Origin of the sequence: Ochrobactrum sp. MYb379, assembly GCF_037479515.1 — a bacterium.
Taxonomy (GTDB): Bacteria; Pseudomonadota; Alphaproteobacteria; order Rhizobiales; family Rhizobiaceae; genus Brucella.
Genome location: NZ_JBBGYW010000001.1, coordinates 69193 through 88551 on the forward strand (window position 1 = coordinate 69193; position 19359 = coordinate 88551).

The window sequence follows — 19359 nt, forward strand, 5'->3', positions numbered from 1 at the left end:
AGTGACGTCAGAGGAAAAGGCGGGAAGCAATTTCGCCCAACAGCCGCCGCAGGATAACACGCCATCGTCTGCGACGCCGGAACAGGCCGCACCCGCTGCGCCCTTTGTGCCAAAGTCTGCCTCAGAAGCCTTGCGCCCCGAACCCGGTACACCGCCGCCGCGCAAGCGCTCGCGTCATGCGCGCAGCCAAATCGTCGTCTTCATGAACTTCATGTTGTCGCTGCTGGTGCTGGTTTTGCTCGGCGGGTCTGCATTGTTTTATTTCGGCAAACTTCAGTTTGATTCTCCTGGACCGCTGACCGCAGAAACAACGTTTCTGGTGAAGCGCGGCGCCGGTATTTCTGAAGTGTCCAACAGTCTTGAAAATCGCGAGATCGTTAGCGATGCGCGTATTTTCCGTTATGGTATGCGCGCCTATGGTCATGAAAACGATCTGAAGGCTGGTGAATATGCGCTTCCTGCCGGTTCGACCATGCGCGATGTGATGAATATTCTCATTAGCGGCAAGTCGATCATGTATCCGCTGACCATTCCGGAAGGCCTGACCGTCAAGCAGGTGTTTGATCGTATTTCCGCAGATCCAACGCTTGTGGGCGATATGCCGAAGGAAATGCCTGCGGAAGGCGGGTTGTTCACAGATACGCTTAATTTCACACGCGGCACCACGCGCGAAGAAATCATTGGCCGCATGGTTGCTTCGCAGCAAAAGCTGATTGACGATACATGGGAAAAGCGCCGTGCTGACCTCCCGGTAAAAGACAAGAACGAATTTGTGACGCTTGCTTCTATCGTTGAGAAAGAAACGGGCATCGCATCGGAACGCCCGCATGTGGCTTCGGTCTTCGTCAATCGTTTGAACAAAGGCATGCGTATTCAGTCCGACCCGACTATCATTTATGGTCTGTTTGGCGGTGCGGGCAAGCCGTCTGATCGTCCGATCTTCAAGTCAGATATTGAAAAGCCAACACCATACAACACCTATGTGATCAATGGCCTGCCGCCGACACCGATTGCCAATCCGGGTCGTGCAGCCCTTGAAGCAGTTGCTAATCCGCTGGATACGGAAGATCTCTACTTCGTTGCAGACGGCACAGGCGGACACGTCTTTGCCAAGACTTTGCAGGAACACAATGCCAATGTGCGCAAATGGCGTGCAGTTGAGCAGGGAAGAAGTCAGCAGTAATAAAATGCCGCCCAGCGATGGGCGGTTTATCTCGTGTAAAGGGTAAAATACATGGCGCTCCAGAGTATGACAGGGTTTGCGCGCCACGCGATACAGTATGGCGCTGCCGATAATGAAGCGCGCATCGTGTGGGAAGTACGCTCGGTCAACGGCAAAGGACTGGATTTGCGTTTGCGCTTGCCGCAGGGATTAGAAGGCGCTGAACATGCCATTCGTTCGCTTCAGGCGCGCTATTTCTCACGCGGAAATTTTCAGGCAAGCCTTAGCGTTGAGCGCGCAGAAGCGCAGGCAGGTTTTGCAATCAATGAGGCAATGCTCGATGAAGTGCTGAAACTTGGCGCTGAGCTGCAAGCCCGCCATGGCCTTGCACCAGCAAGCGTTGACGGTATTCTTTCGCTGCGTGGCATCATTGATCAGGCGCAGGTAAGCGAAGACGAGAATGCACGCGCTGGCCTTGAAGCAGCGGTTGTTGCGGCCTTTGAAGGTGCGCTAAAAGCGATTGCTGAGGCGCGCACCCATGAAGGCCAGTCGCTCTTCAACATTTTGTCCGGTCATGTCGATACGATTGAGCGTCTGACGCTTGAAGCGCGCAATGATCCATCGCGCAGTATTGATTCCATTCGTGCAAAGCTTGGCACACAGGTCGCACTGCTGATGGAAACCGGGCGCGATCTTGATGAAACACGGCTTTATCAGGAAGCAGCATTTCTTGCGACCAAGGCGGATATTCAGGAAGAGCTGGACCGGCTGGAAACCCATGTGGCATCTGCCCGCAAGCTATTGTCTGATGGCGGCCCTATCGGGCGCAAGCTTGACTTTCTTTCACAGGAATTTAATCGCGAAGCGAATACGCTGTGTTCAAAATCGAACGCAGCATCGATCACCGCAATCGGCCTTGAGCTGAAAGCGGTCGTCGATCAGTTTCGCGAACAGGTACAGAATCTGGAGTAACGGAAAATGGCCATCTCTTCGGTCGAACATGGCATTGCACGCCGCGGTCTGATGGTGGTGATTTCATCACCGTCAGGTGCTGGCAAATCGACAATTGCGCGGCAATTGTTGAGTGATGCGGATATGAATCTTTCGCTGTCCGTTTCCGTGACTACGCGTGAACGTCGCCCAAGCGAAATTGAAGGTGTTCATTACCACTTCATCACCAAGCGCGAATTTGAGCGCCGTCGCGACAATGACGAGCTGATCGAATGGGCAGAAGTGCACGGCAATTTCTACGGCACGCTGCGCCAGACCGCTGAAGAAGCGCTGGCCGACGGCAAGGATATGTTGTTCGACATCGACTGGCAGGGTGCCGAGCAATTGCAGGCCAAAATGCCTGCCGATGTGGTGTCGATTTTCATTTTGCCGCCAACTATGCGAGAACTGCAAAATCGCCTCAACCGTCGCGCGGAAGACACCGCAGATGTGATCGAAACCCGCTTGCAGAATGCGCGTTTTGAAATCCAGAAATGGGCGAAATACGATTATATCGTTATCAATGAAGACCTTCAGCGCTCTTATGCGGGCATTAAAGGCATCATCATTGCTGAACGTCTGCGCCGTGATCGCCGTCCCGGACTTTTTGAATTTGTAGAAGGTCTTCTGGAGGAAAACCCAGAGATCTGACACGGTTCAAAGCGCGGGGAGGACGTGGCGTGAGACCAGTTGTTATTGTTACCGGCGGCGGCAGGGGCATTGGCGCTGCCACCGCAATTCTCTTTGCGCGTGAAGGTTATAACGTCTGCATTAGCTACGTGAGCGATGCGGGCGCAGCGAACGAAACCGTTAAAGCCTGCGAAACCTTAGGTGCCAAAGCAATCGCTATGCGAAGCGATGTGGCCAACCGGCAGGACGTTGCCGATCTATTCGCCACCTGTGACCGTGCGCTCGGCGCGCCGCAATGCCTTATCAACAATGCAGGCATCATCGGGCAAAGCACGCGCATTGCGGGGCTTTCCGAAGAAGCACTCGAACGAACATTTAAAACCAACGTCTTTGGTTTGCTCTATTGCACGCAGGAGGCCGCACGCCGCATGTCTACGACAAATGGCGGTAGCGGTGGCACAATCATCAATATTTCGTCCGTTGCGGCAGTTCTCGGAAGTCCGGGCGAATATGTGCATTACGCCGCTTCAAAGGGCGCTGTCGAGACCATTTCTATTGGCGCAGGCAAAGAACTGGCTCCCGAAGGCATCCGCGTAAATGCAATTCGTGTTGGCACGGCCAATACGTCTATTCACTCAACAAGCGGCAACCCGGATCGACCTGCAAAAATCGCTGCCATGACACCGATGGGACGTATTGCCGAGCCGGAAGACATTGCACAAACGGCGCTCTGGCTCGCGTCTGATAAGTCAGGATTTGTGACTGGCACGGTGATTACCGTCGCGGGTGGACTAAGCGCTTGATTTGGTTGGCGCTATTAAGTCACATTTTCAGATTGTCTTTCGGTAGTTCAAAAGAATTATCGATGAATAGAGAAAGTTGTAAAAACATTGTCTTTCATAAGCCCATCCGTCAAACACTGGTCTCTTGTCGAGCTGCTGCATGAAACGGTGAAAAATCCGAACATTCATATCAGTGGTAAAAATAGCTATTATAGCAATGCATGGACTGGCTCTTTTGAGGAGTCCGTTGTTCGATATTTGTATGGTGATGAATATAGTTCAAAGGCCTGGGAATCGCAGTGGCCCATCGATCAGCTTCATATAGGTGACTATGTGTGCATTGGCGCAGAATCCGTCATTTTGATGGGCGGCAATCATACGCATCGGACCGATTGGTTCAGTCTTTATCCTTTTTCCGATGTTGTTCTCGATTCCTACGAGGCGAGAGGCGACACCAGAATTGGCAATGGTGCATGGATTGGAATGCGCGCGATGTTGATGCCGGGTATTACCCTCGGTGAGGGAGCTATCATCGGCTCGGGTGCAATCGTGACGAAAGACGTTGGGCCCTATGCTATCGTAGCCGGCAATCCTGCTGTTGTGGTTCGGTCACGGTTTTCTGCGCCCACCGTTGAAGCCCTTTTGAGCCTCGGAATATACAATTGGGACCATCAAAAGTTTAATGCATTAAGAGCATATCTTTGTGCCAGTGACATTGGTGCGCTTGTGAATGCTTCGGCAGAATATGACGCGGTAAATACAGCAACACGATGAGCTTTTTGCTCATTCCAGTATGATCTTCACCCGATCTGTATCTGCTGCCAATTGCCGAAGTGCTTCCAGAAATGGCTTGCCGCCGAGCGTTTTTAGTTTGCTGAGCGCCTCGGTGTTTTTGAACACCAGTTCACATTCTCCGGGCCAGCCGGGGCCGCCCCATTGCACGCCATCCCAGAATGAATCGAGCGTATAGCCAAAGGATCCCGGGTCGAGCACGGGCACTGTGTCGAGATAGCGTTGCCAGAGTTCGTTGGGGGATTTTATGCCGGTGCAGTCGATTTCATAGACCAGCAACATCAGTCGACCAGAATGAGGATCGCATCAACCACAGCCAGCGTGAAGAGCAGAGCGATCATGGTTGCGGCGGCTATCACCATCATACGCTTTTGTCGGGAACGCTTTTCAGGCTGCTTTCCGCTCCAGTCATATGGTGTTTCAGGCATAGTCTCCTCCAGTCAGGTATTTGCAGCGAGTTTGCACCCTATAAGGACTGGATTGCAATACGATTGCCTTCACTATCTGTGATTTCTGCCACAAACCCGTTTTCGCCGATCGCAGTTTTGGGAAACAGGACTTCACTGCCTTGCTTTGTCGACTTTGCGATTACTTGGTCTATCTCCGCAACACTAAGATAGACTATCGCTCCATGGATGGTTGGGACGTAGACTTCACCTTCCGCCAGCGCGCCGCTCGCACCGTCTTTGCCTTCCTCAAATGGAAAATAAGCCATGCGGTTGCCGTGGATTTCAACCATCTCGTCAAAGCTGATGCCGAAAACCTCGCTATAGAACGCGATGGCTCGTTCGAGCTTTGTCACTGGAATTTCGACATGCGCGATGATGTTCATGAGGGTATCTCGTAGCGGGCAAGAGATGTCTCGCTGGCTTTTTTGATCGAATTGAGAATACGGCCTCGAATGATGCCGCTGACTGGCCGTATCAGATACCAGTATGGCGTGAAGCGAAGATGACTTTTGCGATCCGGGCAGAAGACGCGGGTTTCCGTGACAAGGCGCGTTTTGCCGCTCTGTTCAGTTACGGTGAAGGCAAGTGCGAGTTTGGCAACACCTGGCACTTTGAATGCCAGATAGTCTTCACCGCTTTCCATTCTATGGAGGCCGAAATCTGCTTTCCAGAATTGCCCCACCAGCCCATAGACCAATGCTTCCTCCGGTTTATGCTCAAGCAATGTAAATTCATGCAGGCCGAAAGGTGGCTCAACGGTGTTTTTCCGTCCGCGCAGCCGTGCGAGCGCACGCATTGGCACTTCGCGCAATGCAATCATGCTGCGGAAAAACGCATCCGTTTCGGGCCGATAGTTCATTGCTGCCTGCAAGACGGTTTCCGGCGAAGCGCTGACATCGCAGCCATGCACTTCGCTGAAATCATAGTCAGGCAGATATTTGTCAATCAGTTGCATGAGAAGGATTTAAACTGCTGTGCCGCCAACAGTCACTTGGTCCATGCGCAGATGCGGCTGGCCAACGCCGACCGGAACCCATTGTCCGCCCTTGCCGCAATTGCCCGAACCGGTGTCGAGTTTCATATCGTTGCCGATCATCGAAATGCGCTGCATGGCATCCGGGCCATTGCCGATCAGCATTGCGCCCTTGATCGGTGCGCCGATCTTGCCGGCTTCGATCATGTAGGCTTCAGTACAACCGAACACGAACTTGCCAGACGTAATATCCACCTGACCGCCACCGAAAGAAACGGCATAAATACCCTTCTTCATGGAGGCGATGATCTCTTCCGGCGACTTGTCGCCTGAGAGCATATAAGTGTTGGTCATACGCGGCATTGGTGCGTGCGCATAGGATTCGCGGCGGCCGTTGCCGGTGGCTTCCATGCCCATCAGCCGTGCATTCTGCCGATCCTGCATATAATTGACGAGCTTGCCATCCTCAATCAGCACAGTGCGATTGGTCGGCGTTCCCTCATCATCGATGGTCAGAGACCCGCGACGCTCAGAGATCGTGCCATCATCGACGACGGTTACGCCTTTCGAGGCGACTTGCTGGCCGAGCAGGCCCGCAAAGGCGGACGTTTTCTTACGATTGAAATCGCCTTCAAGACCGTGGCCGACAGCCTCATGCAACATCACGCCCGGCCAGCCATTGCCCAGCACGATATCATAGGTGCCAGCGGGCGCTGGAATGGCTTCGAGATTAACCAATGCCTGACGCAGCGCTTCATCGGCAACGCTCTGCCAGCTTTCGGTGGTGATGAAATCGCCAAAGCCCTTGCGTCCGCCAAGTGTATGCGAACCGGATTCCTGACGGTCGCCATTGCCTGCAACCACCGAAACACTCAGCCGTACCATTGGCCGAATATCACGCACGAAATGACCATCAGCCCGCAGAATTTCCACTTGCTGCCACGATCCGGCGATGGAAACGGAAACCTGCCGAACTTTTGGGTCTTTGGCGCGCAGATAGGCGTCGATCTTCTGCAGAAGCTGCACCTTGGCATCAAAGGTTGGCGAGCCGATTGGGTTCTCGTCGGTGTAAAGATGACGATTTGTGCCAGCGGGTGCGGCGGAATATGAACCGCTGTGGCCGCTGAGCGTGGCTGATACCGCATCGGATGCGCGTTTGAGAGCGGCGATCGACAAATCACCCGCATGGGCGTAACCGATGGCTTCGCCAGAGACTGCGCGCAGACCAAAACCCTGATCCTGATTGAACGAGCCGGTCTTGAGACGGCCATTGTCAAAGACGAGTGCTTCCGCCTCGCGATACTCCATGAAAAGTTCGCCGTCGTCACTGCCATTCAGGCTTTGCGAGACAAGGCGTTCAATATCGTCACGGTTTACGTCGAAGCTATCAATCAGGCTTTTCATAAAAATAATCCTGCGGCATGTGTTTGCCACAGGATGTAAGCGCTAAATCGGTTGAGAACAACCTCAGCTATCAACGACGCCGATGATTCAGGTTATGGCGTGCCGAAAATGGTGGTTTTTGAGAACTGGAGCGTAATGTACTTTTAGTACATGAGCACCGGAAGCGCAGAAAAGTGCCATTTGCAGGCCGCCAGAGCGTGAATCAAGGAAGAGCGTCGAAGCCTTCACCAAACGCTGTTAGATCAACCGGAATGCCGACGCCTTCTTCCGGTGTCTGAAAGACGATGAAGGTTGCAGACTTGCCATTGCGGAATGTGTTGAGCAGCTCGTCTTCGAGGATCACTTCTGCGTAGCAGCCGTCTTCAAAGCAGCGCACGAAATAAGCGCGGCCAATATCCTTGCCGTCAACATTCAGTCCGAGACCATTTGGCAGCAGAACGCCGAGTGGTGCGAGAACGCGCAGGATGCGCGCCTTGTTGTCGGCCGTCTTGAGAACAACGACCGAAAGGCCAAGTTCAGGCCGCTTGGCGGCAACCACATTCTGAATGAGCGCGCATTGCTCAGTCTTCGCACCGGCTGGCGTGTCACAAAGGATCGCCCATGGACCGTGCTGTGACTTCAGTGTGCCGCTCTGCTGCGGTGTCGCCGGCGACTGGCCCGCCTCCTGCTGCGCAGTTGGCGCAGGAAGCTGTGCTGGCGTTTGTGCGAGTGATGGCAGTGTCGCAACCGAAAAAATCAAGGCCGCACCCGTTGCAAGGGTGGCGAGGCGCTGGAAAACCGGGCGGCGGATGGATGGACGGAAAATCATGAAATCTCCAGATCGAATCACCGGGACGTTATCCTCTGAAACACACGGTGAAAAGCTATTGTCGCTTCCGCACCCTTATCGCAGAGGTCCTACCGACATTGCATCTGCGATGCGTCTCCGGCAGTTGCATCCATTATCACGCGGCACGTTAAAGGAAACCTTCCGCTAAATCATGGCTTCATTATGTGATTCTTGGTATTTTCCCAAGTTTTCGCAGGCTTATGACGCTTTTAATCGGGATTAGTGCGCGTGCGAGATGCGTGCTTCTAACGCAGGGCAGCGCGCAAAAATGCCGCACAGGAACATATTCGCCTTCCTTGCGGTGTGCGTTAAGGTGTGGTTTGAACGCTGACGGGGGATACGGCCGTCTGTACGTCCGGCGTCCAGCTCGCAAGAGCAAAAAGGGAGAGAGTTCTGGTGGATAAAATTGTTGCCACAACGAGGGGTGCCGTCGTTGGTGCTGTCGCATTGCTGTGGACAAGCGGAACCGCTTTAGCGGATCAGCCGCGTCCGTGGGAAATGACATTTCAAGCTGCGGCTACGGGAATAGCCGAACAGATTCATTGGTTTGAGCGCTATACGCTCTGGTTCATCGTGCCAATTACGTTGTTGGTGCTGGCGTTGTTGTTCTGGTGCGCTTTCAAGTTTCGCGCCAGCGCAAACCCTGAGCCATCGAAGACCAGCCATAACACGGCAATTGAGGTGATCTGGACCGTTGGGCCGGTGATTATCCTGCTGTTTTTGGCAGTTCCGTCGTTCCAGCTTCTGACCGCGCAATATTCGCCGCAGGACCCGACGCTGACCGTCAAGGCGACGGGCTATCAGTGGTATTGGGGCTATGAATATCAGACGGAAAACCCTGTCAGTTTTGATTCCCTCATTCTTAAAGAAGGCGAACGAGCTGCTGCGGGCAAAGAAAACCTCGCAGTCTATCCGCGCCTGTTGGCTGTCGACAATGAAGTCGTGGTGCCGGTCGGAACGACTGTTCGTCTTCTTGTAACTGCCGCGGATGTTATCCACTCATGGACTATTCCGGCTTTTGGCGTGAAGATGGATGCCATTCCGGGACGCATCAATGAAGCTTGGTTCAAGGCGGACAAAGAAGGCCTTTATTATGGCCAATGTTCCGAACTTTGTGGCAAGGATCACGCTTATATGCCAATTGCGGTGCGTGTTGTCTCTGATGAGCAATACAACACATGGCTGAGTGCTGCAGCGTCGGATCTTCCGGGTGCCAACAAGGCGCTACGGGATCAACTTGAAGACAAAGCAAACGATAAAGTAGCTGCGGCGAGCTTTTAAAAGCCCTGTACGCAACACTGTTGAAAGACGGGAGCGAATTCCATGGCTGGCACAGCAGCTCACGAGCATGGAGCCCATGACGACCATAAGCCAAAAGGCTGGGTACGCTGGGTTTACTCGACTAATCATAAAGATATCGGTACGCTGTACCTGATTTTCGCAATCACGGCAGGCATCATCGGCGGCGCATTGTCTATCGCTATGCGCGCTGAATTGCAGGAACCCGGTATTCAGATTTTCCACGGCCTTGCGGCAATGGTCTATGGCGTTGAGGGCGATGCGGCTCTTGATGCCGGTAAGCACATGTTCAATGTGTTCACCTCAATGCACGCGCTGATCATGATTTTCTTCATGGTTATGCCAGCGCTTATCGGCGGTTATGCCAACTGGATGATTCCACTCATGATCGGTGCGCCAGATATGGCGTTTCCGCGTATGAACAATATCTCGTTCTGGCTGCTGCCTCCTGCATTGCTGCTGCTGTTGATTTCGCTGTTCATGCCTGCTTCACCCGGCACTTGGGGTGTTGGTGGTGGCTGGACATTGTATCCGCCGCTCTCAACCAGTGGTCAGCCGGGCCCGGCAATCGACTTTGCAATTCTTGCACTGCATATCGCGGGTGTGTCGTCGATCCTTGGTGCGATTAACTTCATCACCACGATCCTCAATATGCGCGCGCCGGGCATGACGCTGCATAAGATGCCGCTGTTTGCATGGTCGGTGCTGGTAACAGCATTCTTGCTGCTTCTGTCGCTTCCAGTTTTGGCTGGTGGCATTACGATGCTGCTCACAGACCGTAACTTCGGCACGTCATTCTTCGCGCCTGAAGGTGGCGGTGATCCAATTCTCTACCAGCATCTGTTCTGGTTTTTTGGTCACCCAGAAGTTTACATTCTGATCCTGCCGGGCTTTGGTATCGTCAGCCACATCATCTCGACTTTCTCGCGTAAGCCAGTGTTCGGCTATCTCGGTATGGCTTATGCAATGGTCGCGATTGGCGTGGTCGGCTTTGTGGTCTGGGCGCACCATATGTATACGGTGGGGCTGTCACTTGATACGCAGCGCTATTTCGTGTTCGCGACGATGGTTATTGCGGTGCCCACAGGCATCAAGATATTCTCGTGGATAGCGACCATGTGGGGTGGTTCCATCACCTTCCGCGCACCAATGCTCTGGGCAATTGGCTTCATCTTCCTGTTCACCGTTGGTGGTGTAACAGGCGTGCAGCTTGCCAATGCCGGTCTCGATCGCGCTCTGCACGACACCTATTATGTGGTTGCGCACTTCCATTACGTGCTTTCACTGGGTGCCGTATTCGCAATCTTCGCTGGCTGGTATTACTGGTTCCCGAAGATGAGCGGCTATATGTATGACGAATTCACTGCGAAGCTTCATTTCTGGGTGACATTCGTAGGCGTCAATCTCGTCTTCTTCCCGCAGCACTTCCTGGGACTTGCCGGTATGCCGCGTCGTTATATCGACTATCCGGATGCCTATGCGGGCTGGAACATGGTGTCGTCTTACGGCTCATACATTTCTGGCTTCGCCGTGCTGATCTTCCTTTACAATGTCTTTGAGGCATTTGCGAAGAAGCGCGAAGCGGGTGCAAACCCATGGGGTCCGGGTGCAACAACACTGGAATGGCAGCTTTCATCGCCGCCGCCATATCACCAGTGGGAACAGCTGCCACGTATCAAGTAAACTTGCTTAGGGCGAATTTCCGAAAGGGGTTCGCCCACGCATAAAACTATGTTATGTGCAGGCGGCATTCAGTGCTGCGTGCTATCGGCTTGCGGCTGGGAACGGAAATTCCGATAGGAGTGAATGCATTTCCGGGAGGGTACTGTTTACAGAATTACCGATGTGCGTTCAGGGCCGAACGCAGCTTCGGTTGGTTGAATTCGAGGTTGTAAAAGTTAATGTCTCTGGTGGAAAAAAACACGGTTTCCGATGATGCATTCGCACTCTCCGAGGCGACAGCGCGGGATTACCTTGTACTGCTGAAACCGCGTGTCATGTCGCTGGTGGTGTTTACCGGACTTGTTGGTCTGGTGCTTGCGCCCGGTCACATGAATCCAGTTTTGGCGGCGATCAGCATTCTTTGCATCGCAGTCGGCGCTGGCGCGTCTGGCGCGCTCAATATGTGGTATGATGCCGATATTGACGCGATCATGAAACGCACAAAAAAGCGCCCGATCCCGGCAGGCGTCATTGCACCCAATCAGGTTCTGGCATTCGGCCTTACACTTTCCGCTTTCTCGGTTCTGACATTGGGCCTGATGGTCAACTGGCTTTCGGCCGCTTTGCTGGCATTTACGATTTTCTTCTATGCCGTTGTTTACACGATGTGGCTCAAGCGTTCGACGCCGCAAAATATCGTGATTGGTGGCGCTGCCGGTGCTTTCCCGCCAATGATCGGCTGGGCTGCGGCTACTGGCGAAATCACGTGGGACAGTGTTGTCCTGTTCATGATCATCTTCCTCTGGACGCCACCGCATTTCTGGGCGCTGTCACTGTTTTCCAGCAACGATTACGAAGCTGCCCGCATCCCGATGATGCCGAATGTGAAAGGTGAGTTGTCTACCCGCCGTCAAGCAATGTTCTATGCGGTTATTATGGCGCCGGTGGGTGTGCTGCCCTATCTTATGGGCTTTGCTGGCATCACCTATGGCGTGATCTCGACGCTGCTTGGCTTGGCATTTGTTTATTACGCATGGCGCATGTGGATGGCGGACAGCGAAACGCAGATGCTTCTTGCCGCGCGTAAGCTGTTCCGGTTCTCGCTCATTTATCTTTCGGCGATTTTTGCGGTTTTACTGTTTGAAGCCTTGACGATGAAGTTGCTGAGCGGCTTCGGTATCCTCTGAGGAGATGGAATGGAGAGCGTCGTGACTGAAAAGACAGGGCAGAGCCTGCCGACAGAAAAACTGGAGCTGATCGTTCCGACGCCTTTGCAGAAAAAAGCACAGCGCAATCGCTCGATTGGTCTGGCGATTGCGCTGCTACTGTTTGTAGTGCTCGTTTATATCGGTACGGTTGCAAAGCTTGGTGCCAATATATTTGCGAGGTCGATTTAATCGGCTTGAACTGATCGACTGTTATTCGTTTTCGGGAGGAGAAAATGGTTCAACAGCAGGATAGTGACGAAAAGCAGAAGAAGCTCAACCGCTCCAACCGGACGGTGGCGATTGCCTGCGTTTCTTTTTTCGTCTGCATGATTGGTGCGGCCTACGCTTCCGTTCCGCTTTATCGTATTTTCTGTCAGGTGACGGGCTATGGTGGCACAACGCAGCGGGTCGATCAGTATTCGGACACAATCTTGGACAGAACGGTCAAGGTGCGTTTCGATGCGAATACATCGAATGCCTTGCCTTGGGATTTTAAGCCGGAACAGCGCGAGATAGAAATTCGCATTGGTGAGACCACGATGGTCAAATACAATGCGCGCAATCTGTTTGATGATCCGACCTACGGGCGTGCGAGCTTCAATGTCGCACCTGCGCGTGCAGGGGCGTATTTCAATAAGGTGGAATGCTTCTGCTTTACCGATACGACACTGCAACCGGGTGAAAGCATGGAAATGCCGGTTGTTTTCTTCGTTGATCCTGAGATCGTAAACGATCCCGATTTGAAGGACGTGAAGACAATCACATTGTCCTATACGTTCTTCCCCATTGAGAAGCCCAAGCCAGTTGCAAATGCAAAACTGGCGCCGGTCAATAAAAGCAATGGGAATAGCGGAAGCTGACAAAACAGAATGCTTGCGGCACATAATGCCGCAAAGACAAACAAGCAGCACGGCTCTATGTTGTGTTGACAAGGGAACTGCCTGAGCGTGCCATAGGCGAACAGGCTGGAATGCATGAGAGAGGGCCCTCACGGGTCGCATGGGGAGAGACATGGCCGACGTTCACGAGAAGAATCACGATTATCATATTCTTGCACCCAGCCCCTGGCCGTTTCTGAGTTCGGTTGGAGCATTCGTGCTGGCCATTGGTGGCATTGCATGGATGCGATACATCAATGCGGGTGATCTGCCTTTCTTCGGCATCAATCTGGCGACACCTTGGCTGTTCTTCATCGGCCTCGCGATTGTTCTTTACTGCATGTATGCGTGGTGGTCAGACGCGATCAAAGAAGGCCGCGAAGGTCATCATACCCGCGTTGTTGCTCTGCATCTGCGTTACGGCATGATCATGTTCATTGCCTCGGAAGTCATGTTCTTTGCGGCATGGTTCTGGGCATTCTTTGACGTCAGCCTGTTTCCGAATGAAGTGCATCAGGTGCTGCGCGCTGAATTTACCGGCGGTCAATGGCCTCCAAAGGGCCTAGAGGTTCTCGATCCGCTGCATCTGCCGTTGTACAACACTGTTATTCTGCTTCTGTCCGGCACAACGCTCACATGGGCGCACCATGCGCTGTTGCACAAAGACCGGACAGGTATGATCATTGGCCTGATCCTGACAGTCGCACTCGGTATCCTGTTCTCCTTCGTGCAGTTCTTTGAATATGCGCATGCACCTTTCGAGTTTAAAGACTCGATCTATGGTGCAACCTTCTTCATGGCGACGGGCTTCCACGGATTCCACGTCATCGTTGGCACGATCTTCCTGCTGGTGATCCTGTTCCGCGCCATGAGTGGCGATTTCACGCCGGAGCGTCATTTCGGCTTTGAGGCTGCAGCATGGTATTGGCATTTTGTGGACGTGGTTTGGTTGTTCCTGTTCTGCGCCATTTATGTATGGGGTAGCTGGGGTGCGCCATTCCATGGTGGCTGATCATTGATTTGAATGAAGTGAGGGGCGGCCTTGGAGACTTGGCCGCCCTTTATTCTTTTCATGTGTGAGGGTGTAATGTCGGACCATGATCTTTATCCTTCGGTCGATCCGGTGAAGAGCGGAATGACAGGACATTGCCCACGCTGTGGCGAAGGCAAGCTGTTTAACGGCTTTCTGACGCTTGCTCCGCGTTGCAGCGCTTGTGGGCTGGATTATTCATTTGCCGATTCAGGCGATGGTCCAGCAGCTTTTGTTATCCTGATCATTGGATTTATCGTCGTTGGGTCTGCTTTGTGGATGGAGGTCAATTATGGACCGCCACTCTGGGTACATTTTCTGCTGTGGGTGCCGCTGGCGATTGTCTTAAGTCTTGTTGCTATGCGCAGCATGAAGGGTATTTTGATCAATCTGCAATATCGCAATAAGGCGGCACAGGGCCGTCTGGATGATGGCCAATGAACGAGGCGAATAAGCCACAACGGTTTCCATGGGGGGTGCTGATCGCGTCCCTTATCGCGTTCGCAATTCTGATTTCGCTCGGAACATGGCAGGTTGAGCGGCTGAACTGGAAAGAAGCACTGCTCGCTTCAACGCAGGAGCGTGTGCATGAAGCTCCGTTGCCTCTCGCCGATATGGAAAAAATATATCGCGATGAAGGCACGGTCGAGTATCGGCCTGTCACAGTGTCCGGCACTTTTATGCATCAGGGCGAGCGGCATTTTCTGGCGACCTATCAGGGTCAGCCGGGCTTTAACGTCTATACGCCTTTGATGCTGGAAGATGGTCGCTTTGTGCTGATCAATCGGGGCTTCGTGCCTTATGAGAAGAAGGATCGGCAGACGCGCCTTGATGGTCAGCTCGACGGGCCCGTGACAATCACCGGTCTGGCGCGCGATCCGCTCACAAGTAAACCGGGTTATTTCCTGCCGGATAATGATGCGGACAAGAATATTTTTTACTGGAAGGACTGGTCGGCCATGGCAGAAAGCGCGGATATTCCGTCGCTTGATGATGCCGTGCCGTTCTTTATCGATGCTGATAACAAGCCAAATTTCGGCGGATTACCTATTGGCGGGATCACAATTATTGATTTCCCGAACAACCATCTTCAATATGCTGTGACCTGGTATGGGCTTGCTTTGGCGCTCTTAGGGGTTGTCGTGGCGTGGTTCTGGCGGTATCGAAAGGCTACAAAGACTTGACAAGGGCCTCGTTGAAGCCCAACTCCGGCTTTATAGAATTTGCGCCTCACGCCGAACCCAGCGAGCACGCTTCATGACCGATAACCGCCCCCCTCTGGAAATTCGCCTCTGCGGCCCGCGTGGATTTTGCGCAGGTGTTGACCGGGCTATCCAGATCGTTGTGCTGGCTTTGAAGAAATATGGTGCACCGGTCTATGTACGCCATGAAATCGTGCATAATCGCTACGTTGTTGAAGGTTTGCAGTCGCGCGGGGCAATCTTTGTCGAGGAGCTCGATGAGATTCCGGCAGAGCATCGCGATCAGCCGGTGGTATTTTCTGCCCATGGTGTGCCGAAATCCGTGCCAGCGGATGCGGAAGCCAAGAACCTTTTTTATCTCGATGCTACCTGCCCACTGGTTTCCAAAGTCCATAAACAAGCCATGCGCCACCAGCGCTTAGGGCGTCATGTTATCTTGATCGGTCATTCGGGTCATCCGGAAGTCATCGGCACTATGGGGCAGTTGCCGGACGGCACGGTCACGCTCATTGAAACTGTCGAAGATGCGCGAGCAATTGAATTTGCTGACCCTGATAATTTGGGCTTTGTGACGCAAACAACGCTGTCGGTGGATGATACTGCGGGTATCATTGTAGAGCTGCAGCAGCGTTTTCCAAACTTGACAGCACCGGCAGCGGAATCGATTTGCTACGCGACCACAAATCGTCAGGATGCGGTGCGTGCGGCCGCTCCCGGTTGTGATCTATTTCTCATTGTCGGAGCGCCCAACTCTTCCAATTCCAAACGTCTTGTCGAAGTTGCAGAAAAATCTGGCGCTGGCATGTCAATGCTTGTGCAGCGCGCTTCCGATATCGAGTGGGACAAAATCGGCGACATTTCAGTGGTCGGGCTTTCAGCTGGTGCATCGGCCCCAGAAATCATCGTTGATGAAATCATGGATGCTTTCAAGGCGCGTTTCACGGTAAGAATAGAGCTGGCTGAAACGACGATTGAAACAGAAAATTTTCTGGTCAACCGCGAAATACGCGATGTTGAACTGACAGTGCAGGATATGGCATTCGTCAACGGCGAAAACCGGGTCGTCGGTATTCCAAAGTTTATGCAGGGGAAATAAGCGGCATGGCCGTCTATACAGACATTAACGAAATCGAGCTTGGCGCTTTTCTTGAGCAATATGACATCGGTGCATTGACCTCTTATAAGGGTATTGCTGAAGGTGTCGAGAACACCAACTATCTCCTGCACACCACCACTGGCTCATTCATTCTCACGCTCTACGAGAAGCGCGTAAACCGCGATGACCTGCCGTTTTTTCTTAATCTGATGCAGCATCTGGCCAAACGCGGTCTGGAATGCCCGCAACCGGTCGTGCGTCGTGATGGCGTTACGATTGGTGAGCTTGCAGGGCGTCCTGCAGCAATCGTGACTTTCCTTGAAGGCATGTGGATGCGCAAGCCAACCGTTGCGCATTGTGAAGAGGTTGGTCGCGGACTGGCCGAGATGCATCTCGCAGGTGAAGATTTCGATATGCGCCGCCGCAATGGTTTGACGCTGCCCGATTGGCGTCCATTGTGGAAACTGTCGAAAGAACGTGCGGACAGTGTTGAGCCGGGTCTGGTTGCAGAAGCGGAAGGTGATCTTGATTATCTCGAAAAGAATTGGCCATCAGGATTGCCGGAAGGTGTCATCCATGCCGATCTCTTTCAGGATAACGTGTTCTTCCTGGGCGACCGTCTGTCGGGGTTCATCGACTTCTATTTCGCCTGCACGGATATTCTCGCCTATGACGTGGCCGTGTGTCTGAATGCATGGTGTTTTGAAAAAGACTTCTCTTACAATCTGACCAAGGGCGCGGCATTCTTGCGCGGCTATAATTCCGTGCGTCCGCTTTCGGGGGCGGAAATTGAAGCGCTGCCTGTTTTGGCACGGGGGGCTGCTGTTCGCTTCATGCTGACCCGTCTTTACGACTGGATCAATGTGCCGGAAGGCAGTTTTGTGATGAAAAAAGATCCGATGGAATATGTGCGTCGGATGCGCTTCCATCGTCAGGTCACATCGGCCAGCGAATATGGTCTTGAACTGAGCGGAGCTGACGCGTGAAGCATATTGAAGCTTTCACCGACGGCGCATGTTCCGGCAATCCCGGCCCCGGTGGCTGGGGCGCAATCGTGCGCTGGAACGACCATGTGAAAGAGCTTAAGGGCGGCGAAGCCGACACCACCAACAATCGTATGGAACTGATGGCTGCGATCTCAGCGCTTAACGCGCTGAAAGAGCCATGCGAAGTCGATCTTTATACCGATAGCGTTTACGTGCGTGACGGTATTTCTGGCTGGATTGAGGGCTGGAAGCGCAATGGCTGGAAAACAGCGGCCAAGAAGCCTGTGAAGAATGCCGAGCTGTGGCAGGCGCTTGATGAGGCGCGCAAGCCGCATAAGGTGACGTGGCACTGGGTTAAAGGCCATGCCGGTCACCCGGAGAATGAACGTGCTGACGAGCTCGCTCGTGCCGGTATGGAGCCATTCAAATATAACGGTCACAAGTCGCTTCAGGTGAAGTAAATTCTTCGAATTGAGACATGAAAAAAGCCGCGCTGAATTTCAGCGCGGCTTTTTATTTTGAAGTCGATTACTTGCCCTGTTCGATTTCCGTTGGGTCTTTGAGACGACCCGTCAGCGAGAATGCAAGCAGCGAAGACACAAGCATCACCGCACCGACGATGAACATTGGCATTTCATAAAGCCCGGTCGCATCCTTCACAAGACCAGTAATATAGGGGGCTGCGAAGCCTGCAATGTTACCAATCGTGTTGATGAGTGCGATACCAGCTGCCGCAGCTGTGCCTGTCAAAAAGCGCGATGGAATGGCCCAGAAGTTAGGCAGTGCCGAGAAGATCGCGCATGCTGTGATCGTGATCATCAGGATCGTGGTTGCAGGGGTTGGCATGAACAGAGCTGCCGGAATGGCAATCGCGCCAACCAGTGCCGGAATACCAATGTGCCATGGGCGAACGCCACGCTTTGCTGCATCGCGGCTCCAGAAATAGAGAGCGAATGCGGCTGGTAGGTATGGAATTGCGGTGATCAGACCCTTATCGAACACGTCGAACTTGGTGTTGAACTGCTGTTCAAATCCGCCAATGATCGTTGGCAGGAAGAAGGCCAGCGCATAAAGGCCATAGATCAGACCGAAATAGACGATCGACAAAAGCCAAACGCGCTTGTCTGTCAGAGCAAGGCCGCTGCGGTGTCCCGGAGCCTTTTCCTTGATCTTTTCTTCCTGAGCGAGAGCGCCATTCAGCCAATCGCGTTCGTCCTTGTTCAGCCACTTGGCGTCATTTGGCGTATCAGGCAGATAGAAGAAGGTAATGATACCGACAACGATTGCTGGAACTGCAACGCCGAAGAACATGATGCGCCAGCCTTCGAGGCCAAATGCACCGTGCATTGCGATCAGTTCTGCTGCAAGCGGCGCGCCGATCACAGTCGTCAATGGCTGTGCAAGATAGAATAGTGCCAAAATCTTGTTGCGGTGACGTGACGGCACCCAGGTCGACAGGAACAGAATTGCACCTGGGAAGAAGCCAGCTTCTGCAACACCCAGCAAGAAGCGCAGAACATAAAGCTCGGTTGCGCTTGAAACCCATGTGAACAGAAGGGCGACAATGCCCCATGTGACCATGATGCGGGCAAGCCATTTGCGCGCGCCAAACTTGTGCAACGCAAGATTGCTTGGAACTTCAAGAATGATGTAACCGACAAAGAAGATACCGGCTGCAAAACCGAACTGCGCTGCGGTAAACGCGAGATCGGAAGTCATTCCGTTCGGACCAGCAAATGAAATTGCGGTACGATCCAGGAAGTTAATGAAGAACATCAGCGCGATGAACGGGACGAGCCGGATCGAAATTTTCGATATGGCCGACTTTTCAGCGGGCGTCATTACGTGAGATTTTTGCTGCATTGCAGATCCTCCCTGCTAGCATATTAATCGAAGCGAAGGAGCTTGAAGGAGTGAATATCAAAAGATAATGCACATTCCGGCGGCAACTGCGCTTTTAAATGGGCAGATAGCTAAAGAATGCGAC

At 53.1% G+C, this 19359-nt stretch carries 23 protein-coding genes; 16 read left to right on the forward strand and 7 right to left on the reverse strand.

The features are described 5' to 3' along the window. Position 1: 1 nt before the first annotated feature. From mltG to WH356_RS00375, 5 genes are all read left to right on the forward strand, one after another. Positions 2-1183, forward strand: a complete 1182-nt coding sequence (mltG, locus tag WH356_RS00355; protein WP_339508017.1) for an endolytic transglycosylase MltG — start codon at positions 2-4, stop codon at positions 1181-1183. A gap of 51 nt (positions 1184-1234) precedes the next feature. Further along, positions 1235-2134: a YicC/YloC family endoribonuclease gene (locus WH356_RS00360; protein WP_339508018.1), complete on the forward strand. Its 900-nt coding sequence runs from the start codon at positions 1235-1237 to the stop codon at positions 2132-2134. Positions 2135-2140: 6 nt separating this feature from the next. Then, positions 2141-2803, forward strand: a complete 663-nt coding sequence (gene gmk, locus WH356_RS00365) for a guanylate kinase (protein WP_250040289.1) — start codon at positions 2141-2143, stop codon at positions 2801-2803. Between the two features lie 29 nt (positions 2804-2832). Further along, positions 2833-3585, forward strand: coding sequence for an SDR family oxidoreductase (locus WH356_RS00370; protein ID WP_339508019.1), 753 nt, complete (start codon positions 2833-2835; stop codon positions 3583-3585). Between the two features lie 87 nt (positions 3586-3672). Next, complete coding sequence (locus WH356_RS00375) at positions 3673-4338, forward strand: CatB-related O-acetyltransferase (protein ID WP_339508020.1); 666 nt, start codon at positions 3673-3675, stop codon at positions 4336-4338. Between the two features lie 9 nt (positions 4339-4347). Here WH356_RS00375 and WH356_RS00380 read toward each other — a convergent pair whose 3' ends face one another. From WH356_RS00380 to WH356_RS00405, 6 genes are all read right to left on the reverse strand, one after another. Then, positions 4348-4638, reverse strand: a complete 291-nt coding sequence (locus WH356_RS00380; protein WP_339508021.1) for a hypothetical protein — start codon at positions 4636-4638, stop codon at positions 4348-4350. Further along, the gene (locus tag WH356_RS00385; RefSeq protein WP_153223297.1) at positions 4638-4784 is read right to left on the reverse strand and encodes a hypothetical protein; all 147 of its coding nucleotides are present in this window, start codon (positions 4782-4784) and stop codon (positions 4638-4640) included. Before WH356_RS00385 ends, WH356_RS00380 begins: the two co-directional genes overlap by 1 nt. Positions 4785-4822: 38 nt before the next feature. Next, the gene (locus tag WH356_RS00390; RefSeq protein ID WP_339508022.1) at positions 4823-5188 is read right to left on the reverse strand and encodes a VOC family protein; all 366 of its coding nucleotides are present in this window, start codon (positions 5186-5188) and stop codon (positions 4823-4825) included. Next, positions 5185-5760, reverse strand: a complete 576-nt coding sequence (locus WH356_RS00395; protein WP_339508023.1) for a hypothetical protein — start codon at positions 5758-5760, stop codon at positions 5185-5187. Before WH356_RS00395 ends, WH356_RS00390 begins: the two co-directional genes overlap by 4 nt. Before the next feature lie 9 nt (positions 5761-5769). Continuing rightward, positions 5770-7182, reverse strand: a complete 1413-nt coding sequence (gene tldD, locus WH356_RS00400; RefSeq protein ID WP_339508024.1) for a metalloprotease TldD — start codon at positions 7180-7182, stop codon at positions 5770-5772. A 202-nt stretch (positions 7183-7384) separates the two neighbouring features. Then, the gene (locus WH356_RS00405; RefSeq protein WP_339508025.1) at positions 7385-7990 is read right to left on the reverse strand and encodes an invasion associated locus B family protein; all 606 of its coding nucleotides are present in this window, start codon (positions 7988-7990) and stop codon (positions 7385-7387) included. A gap of 417 nt (positions 7991-8407) precedes the next feature. Here WH356_RS00405 and coxB point away from each other — a divergent pair, with 417 nt between their 5' ends. From coxB to rnhA, 11 genes are all read left to right on the forward strand, one after another. Continuing rightward, entirely contained in the window at positions 8408-9292 is an 885-nt protein-coding gene (gene coxB / locus WH356_RS00410; RefSeq protein WP_339508026.1) for a cytochrome c oxidase subunit II, read from the forward strand. Positions 9293-9334: 42 nt separating this feature from the next. Next, on the forward strand, positions 9335-10993 hold the full coding sequence (gene ctaD, locus WH356_RS00415) for a cytochrome c oxidase subunit I (RefSeq protein ID WP_339508028.1): 1659 nt from the start codon (positions 9335-9337) through the stop codon (positions 10991-10993). Positions 10994-11211: 218 nt separating this feature from the next. Then, positions 11212-12159, forward strand: coding sequence for a heme o synthase (gene cyoE / locus WH356_RS00420; RefSeq protein ID WP_339508029.1), 948 nt, complete (start codon positions 11212-11214; stop codon positions 12157-12159). Between the two features lie 21 nt (positions 12160-12180). Further along, complete coding sequence (locus WH356_RS00425; protein ID WP_421565304.1) at positions 12181-12369, forward strand: hypothetical protein; 189 nt, start codon at positions 12181-12183, stop codon at positions 12367-12369. Between the two features lie 44 nt (positions 12370-12413). Beyond that, positions 12414-13040, forward strand: a complete 627-nt coding sequence (locus WH356_RS00430; RefSeq protein WP_339508032.1) for a cytochrome c oxidase assembly protein — start codon at positions 12414-12416, stop codon at positions 13038-13040. A 151-nt stretch (positions 13041-13191) separates the two neighbouring features. After that, complete coding sequence (locus WH356_RS00435) at positions 13192-14070, forward strand: cytochrome c oxidase subunit 3 (protein ID WP_339508034.1); 879 nt, start codon at positions 13192-13194, stop codon at positions 14068-14070. A gap of 75 nt (positions 14071-14145) precedes the next feature. Then, on the forward strand, positions 14146-14529 hold the full coding sequence (locus WH356_RS00440; protein ID WP_339508036.1) for a DUF983 domain-containing protein: 384 nt from the start codon (positions 14146-14148) through the stop codon (positions 14527-14529). Further along, a complete protein-coding gene (locus WH356_RS00445) occupies positions 14526-15272 on the forward strand; it encodes an SURF1 family protein (protein WP_339508038.1) in 747 nt (248 codons plus the stop codon). Before WH356_RS00440 ends, WH356_RS00445 begins: the two co-directional genes overlap by 4 nt. Positions 15273-15345: 73 nt before the next feature. Next, positions 15346-16386, forward strand: a complete 1041-nt coding sequence (ispH, locus tag WH356_RS00450) for a 4-hydroxy-3-methylbut-2-enyl diphosphate reductase (protein WP_339508040.1) — start codon at positions 15346-15348, stop codon at positions 16384-16386. 5 nt (positions 16387-16391) lie between these two features. Further along, a complete protein-coding gene (locus WH356_RS00455; protein ID WP_339508041.1) occupies positions 16392-17372 on the forward strand; it encodes a homoserine kinase in 981 nt (326 codons plus the stop codon). Continuing rightward, positions 17369-17833, forward strand: a complete 465-nt coding sequence (gene rnhA, locus WH356_RS00460) for a ribonuclease HI (protein WP_339508044.1) — start codon at positions 17369-17371, stop codon at positions 17831-17833. The genes WH356_RS00455 and rnhA overlap by 4 nt, the downstream gene beginning before the upstream one ends. Before the next feature lie 67 nt (positions 17834-17900). On the opposite strand, the gene WH356_RS00465 is transcribed toward rnhA, so the two are convergent. Beyond that, positions 17901-19235, reverse strand: coding sequence for an MFS transporter (locus WH356_RS00465; protein WP_339508045.1), 1335 nt, complete (start codon positions 19233-19235; stop codon positions 17901-17903). Positions 19236-19359 lie beyond the last annotated feature (124 nt).

Bases quoted from the DNA above. Each gene is read 5' to 3' on its own strand.
- WH356_RS00465 (WP_339508045.1), bottom strand. From the start codon at position 19,235: ATGCAGCAAAAATCTCACGTAATGACGCCCGCTGAAAAGTCGGCCATA.
- WH356_RS00360 (WP_339508018.1), top strand. From the start codon at position 1,235: ATGGCGCTCCAGAGTATGACAGGGTTTGCGCGCCACGCGATACAGTAT.
- WH356_RS00440 (WP_339508036.1), top strand. From the start codon at position 14,146: ATGTCGGACCATGATCTTTATCCTTCGGTCGATCCGGTGAAGAGCGGA.
- WH356_RS00435 (WP_339508034.1), top strand. From the start codon at position 13,192: ATGGCCGACGTTCACGAGAAGAATCACGATTATCATATTCTTGCACCC.
- gmk (WP_250040289.1), top strand. From the start codon at position 2,141: ATGGCCATCTCTTCGGTCGAACATGGCATTGCACGCCGCGGTCTGATG.
- cyoE (WP_339508029.1), top strand. From the start codon at position 11,212: ATGTCTCTGGTGGAAAAAAACACGGTTTCCGATGATGCATTCGCACTC.
- tldD (WP_339508024.1), bottom strand. From the start codon at position 7,182: ATGAAAAGCCTGATTGATAGCTTCGACGTAAACCGTGACGATATTGAA.
- WH356_RS00385 (WP_153223297.1), bottom strand. From the start codon at position 4,784: ATGCCTGAAACACCATATGACTGGAGCGGAAAGCAGCCTGAAAAGCGT.
- WH356_RS00405 (WP_339508025.1), bottom strand. From the start codon at position 7,990: ATGATTTTCCGTCCATCCATCCGCCGCCCGGTTTTCCAGCGCCTCGCC.
- WH356_RS00390 (WP_339508022.1), bottom strand. From the start codon at position 5,188: ATGAACATCATCGCGCATGTCGAAATTCCAGTGACAAAGCTCGAACGA.
- WH356_RS00395 (WP_339508023.1), bottom strand. From the start codon at position 5,760: ATGCAACTGATTGACAAATATCTGCCTGACTATGATTTCAGCGAAGTG.
- WH356_RS00430 (WP_339508032.1), top strand. From the start codon at position 12,414: ATGGTTCAACAGCAGGATAGTGACGAAAAGCAGAAGAAGCTCAACCGC.
- WH356_RS00380 (WP_339508021.1), bottom strand. From the start codon at position 4,638: ATGTTGCTGGTCTATGAAATCGACTGCACCGGCATAAAATCCCCCAAC.
- ispH (WP_339508040.1), top strand. From the start codon at position 15,346: ATGACCGATAACCGCCCCCCTCTGGAAATTCGCCTCTGCGGCCCGCGT.
- WH356_RS00445 (WP_339508038.1), top strand. From the start codon at position 14,526: ATGAACGAGGCGAATAAGCCACAACGGTTTCCATGGGGGGTGCTGATC.
- WH356_RS00455 (WP_339508041.1), top strand. From the start codon at position 16,392: ATGGCCGTCTATACAGACATTAACGAAATCGAGCTTGGCGCTTTTCTT.
- ctaD (WP_339508028.1), top strand. From the start codon at position 9,335: ATGGCTGGCACAGCAGCTCACGAGCATGGAGCCCATGACGACCATAAG.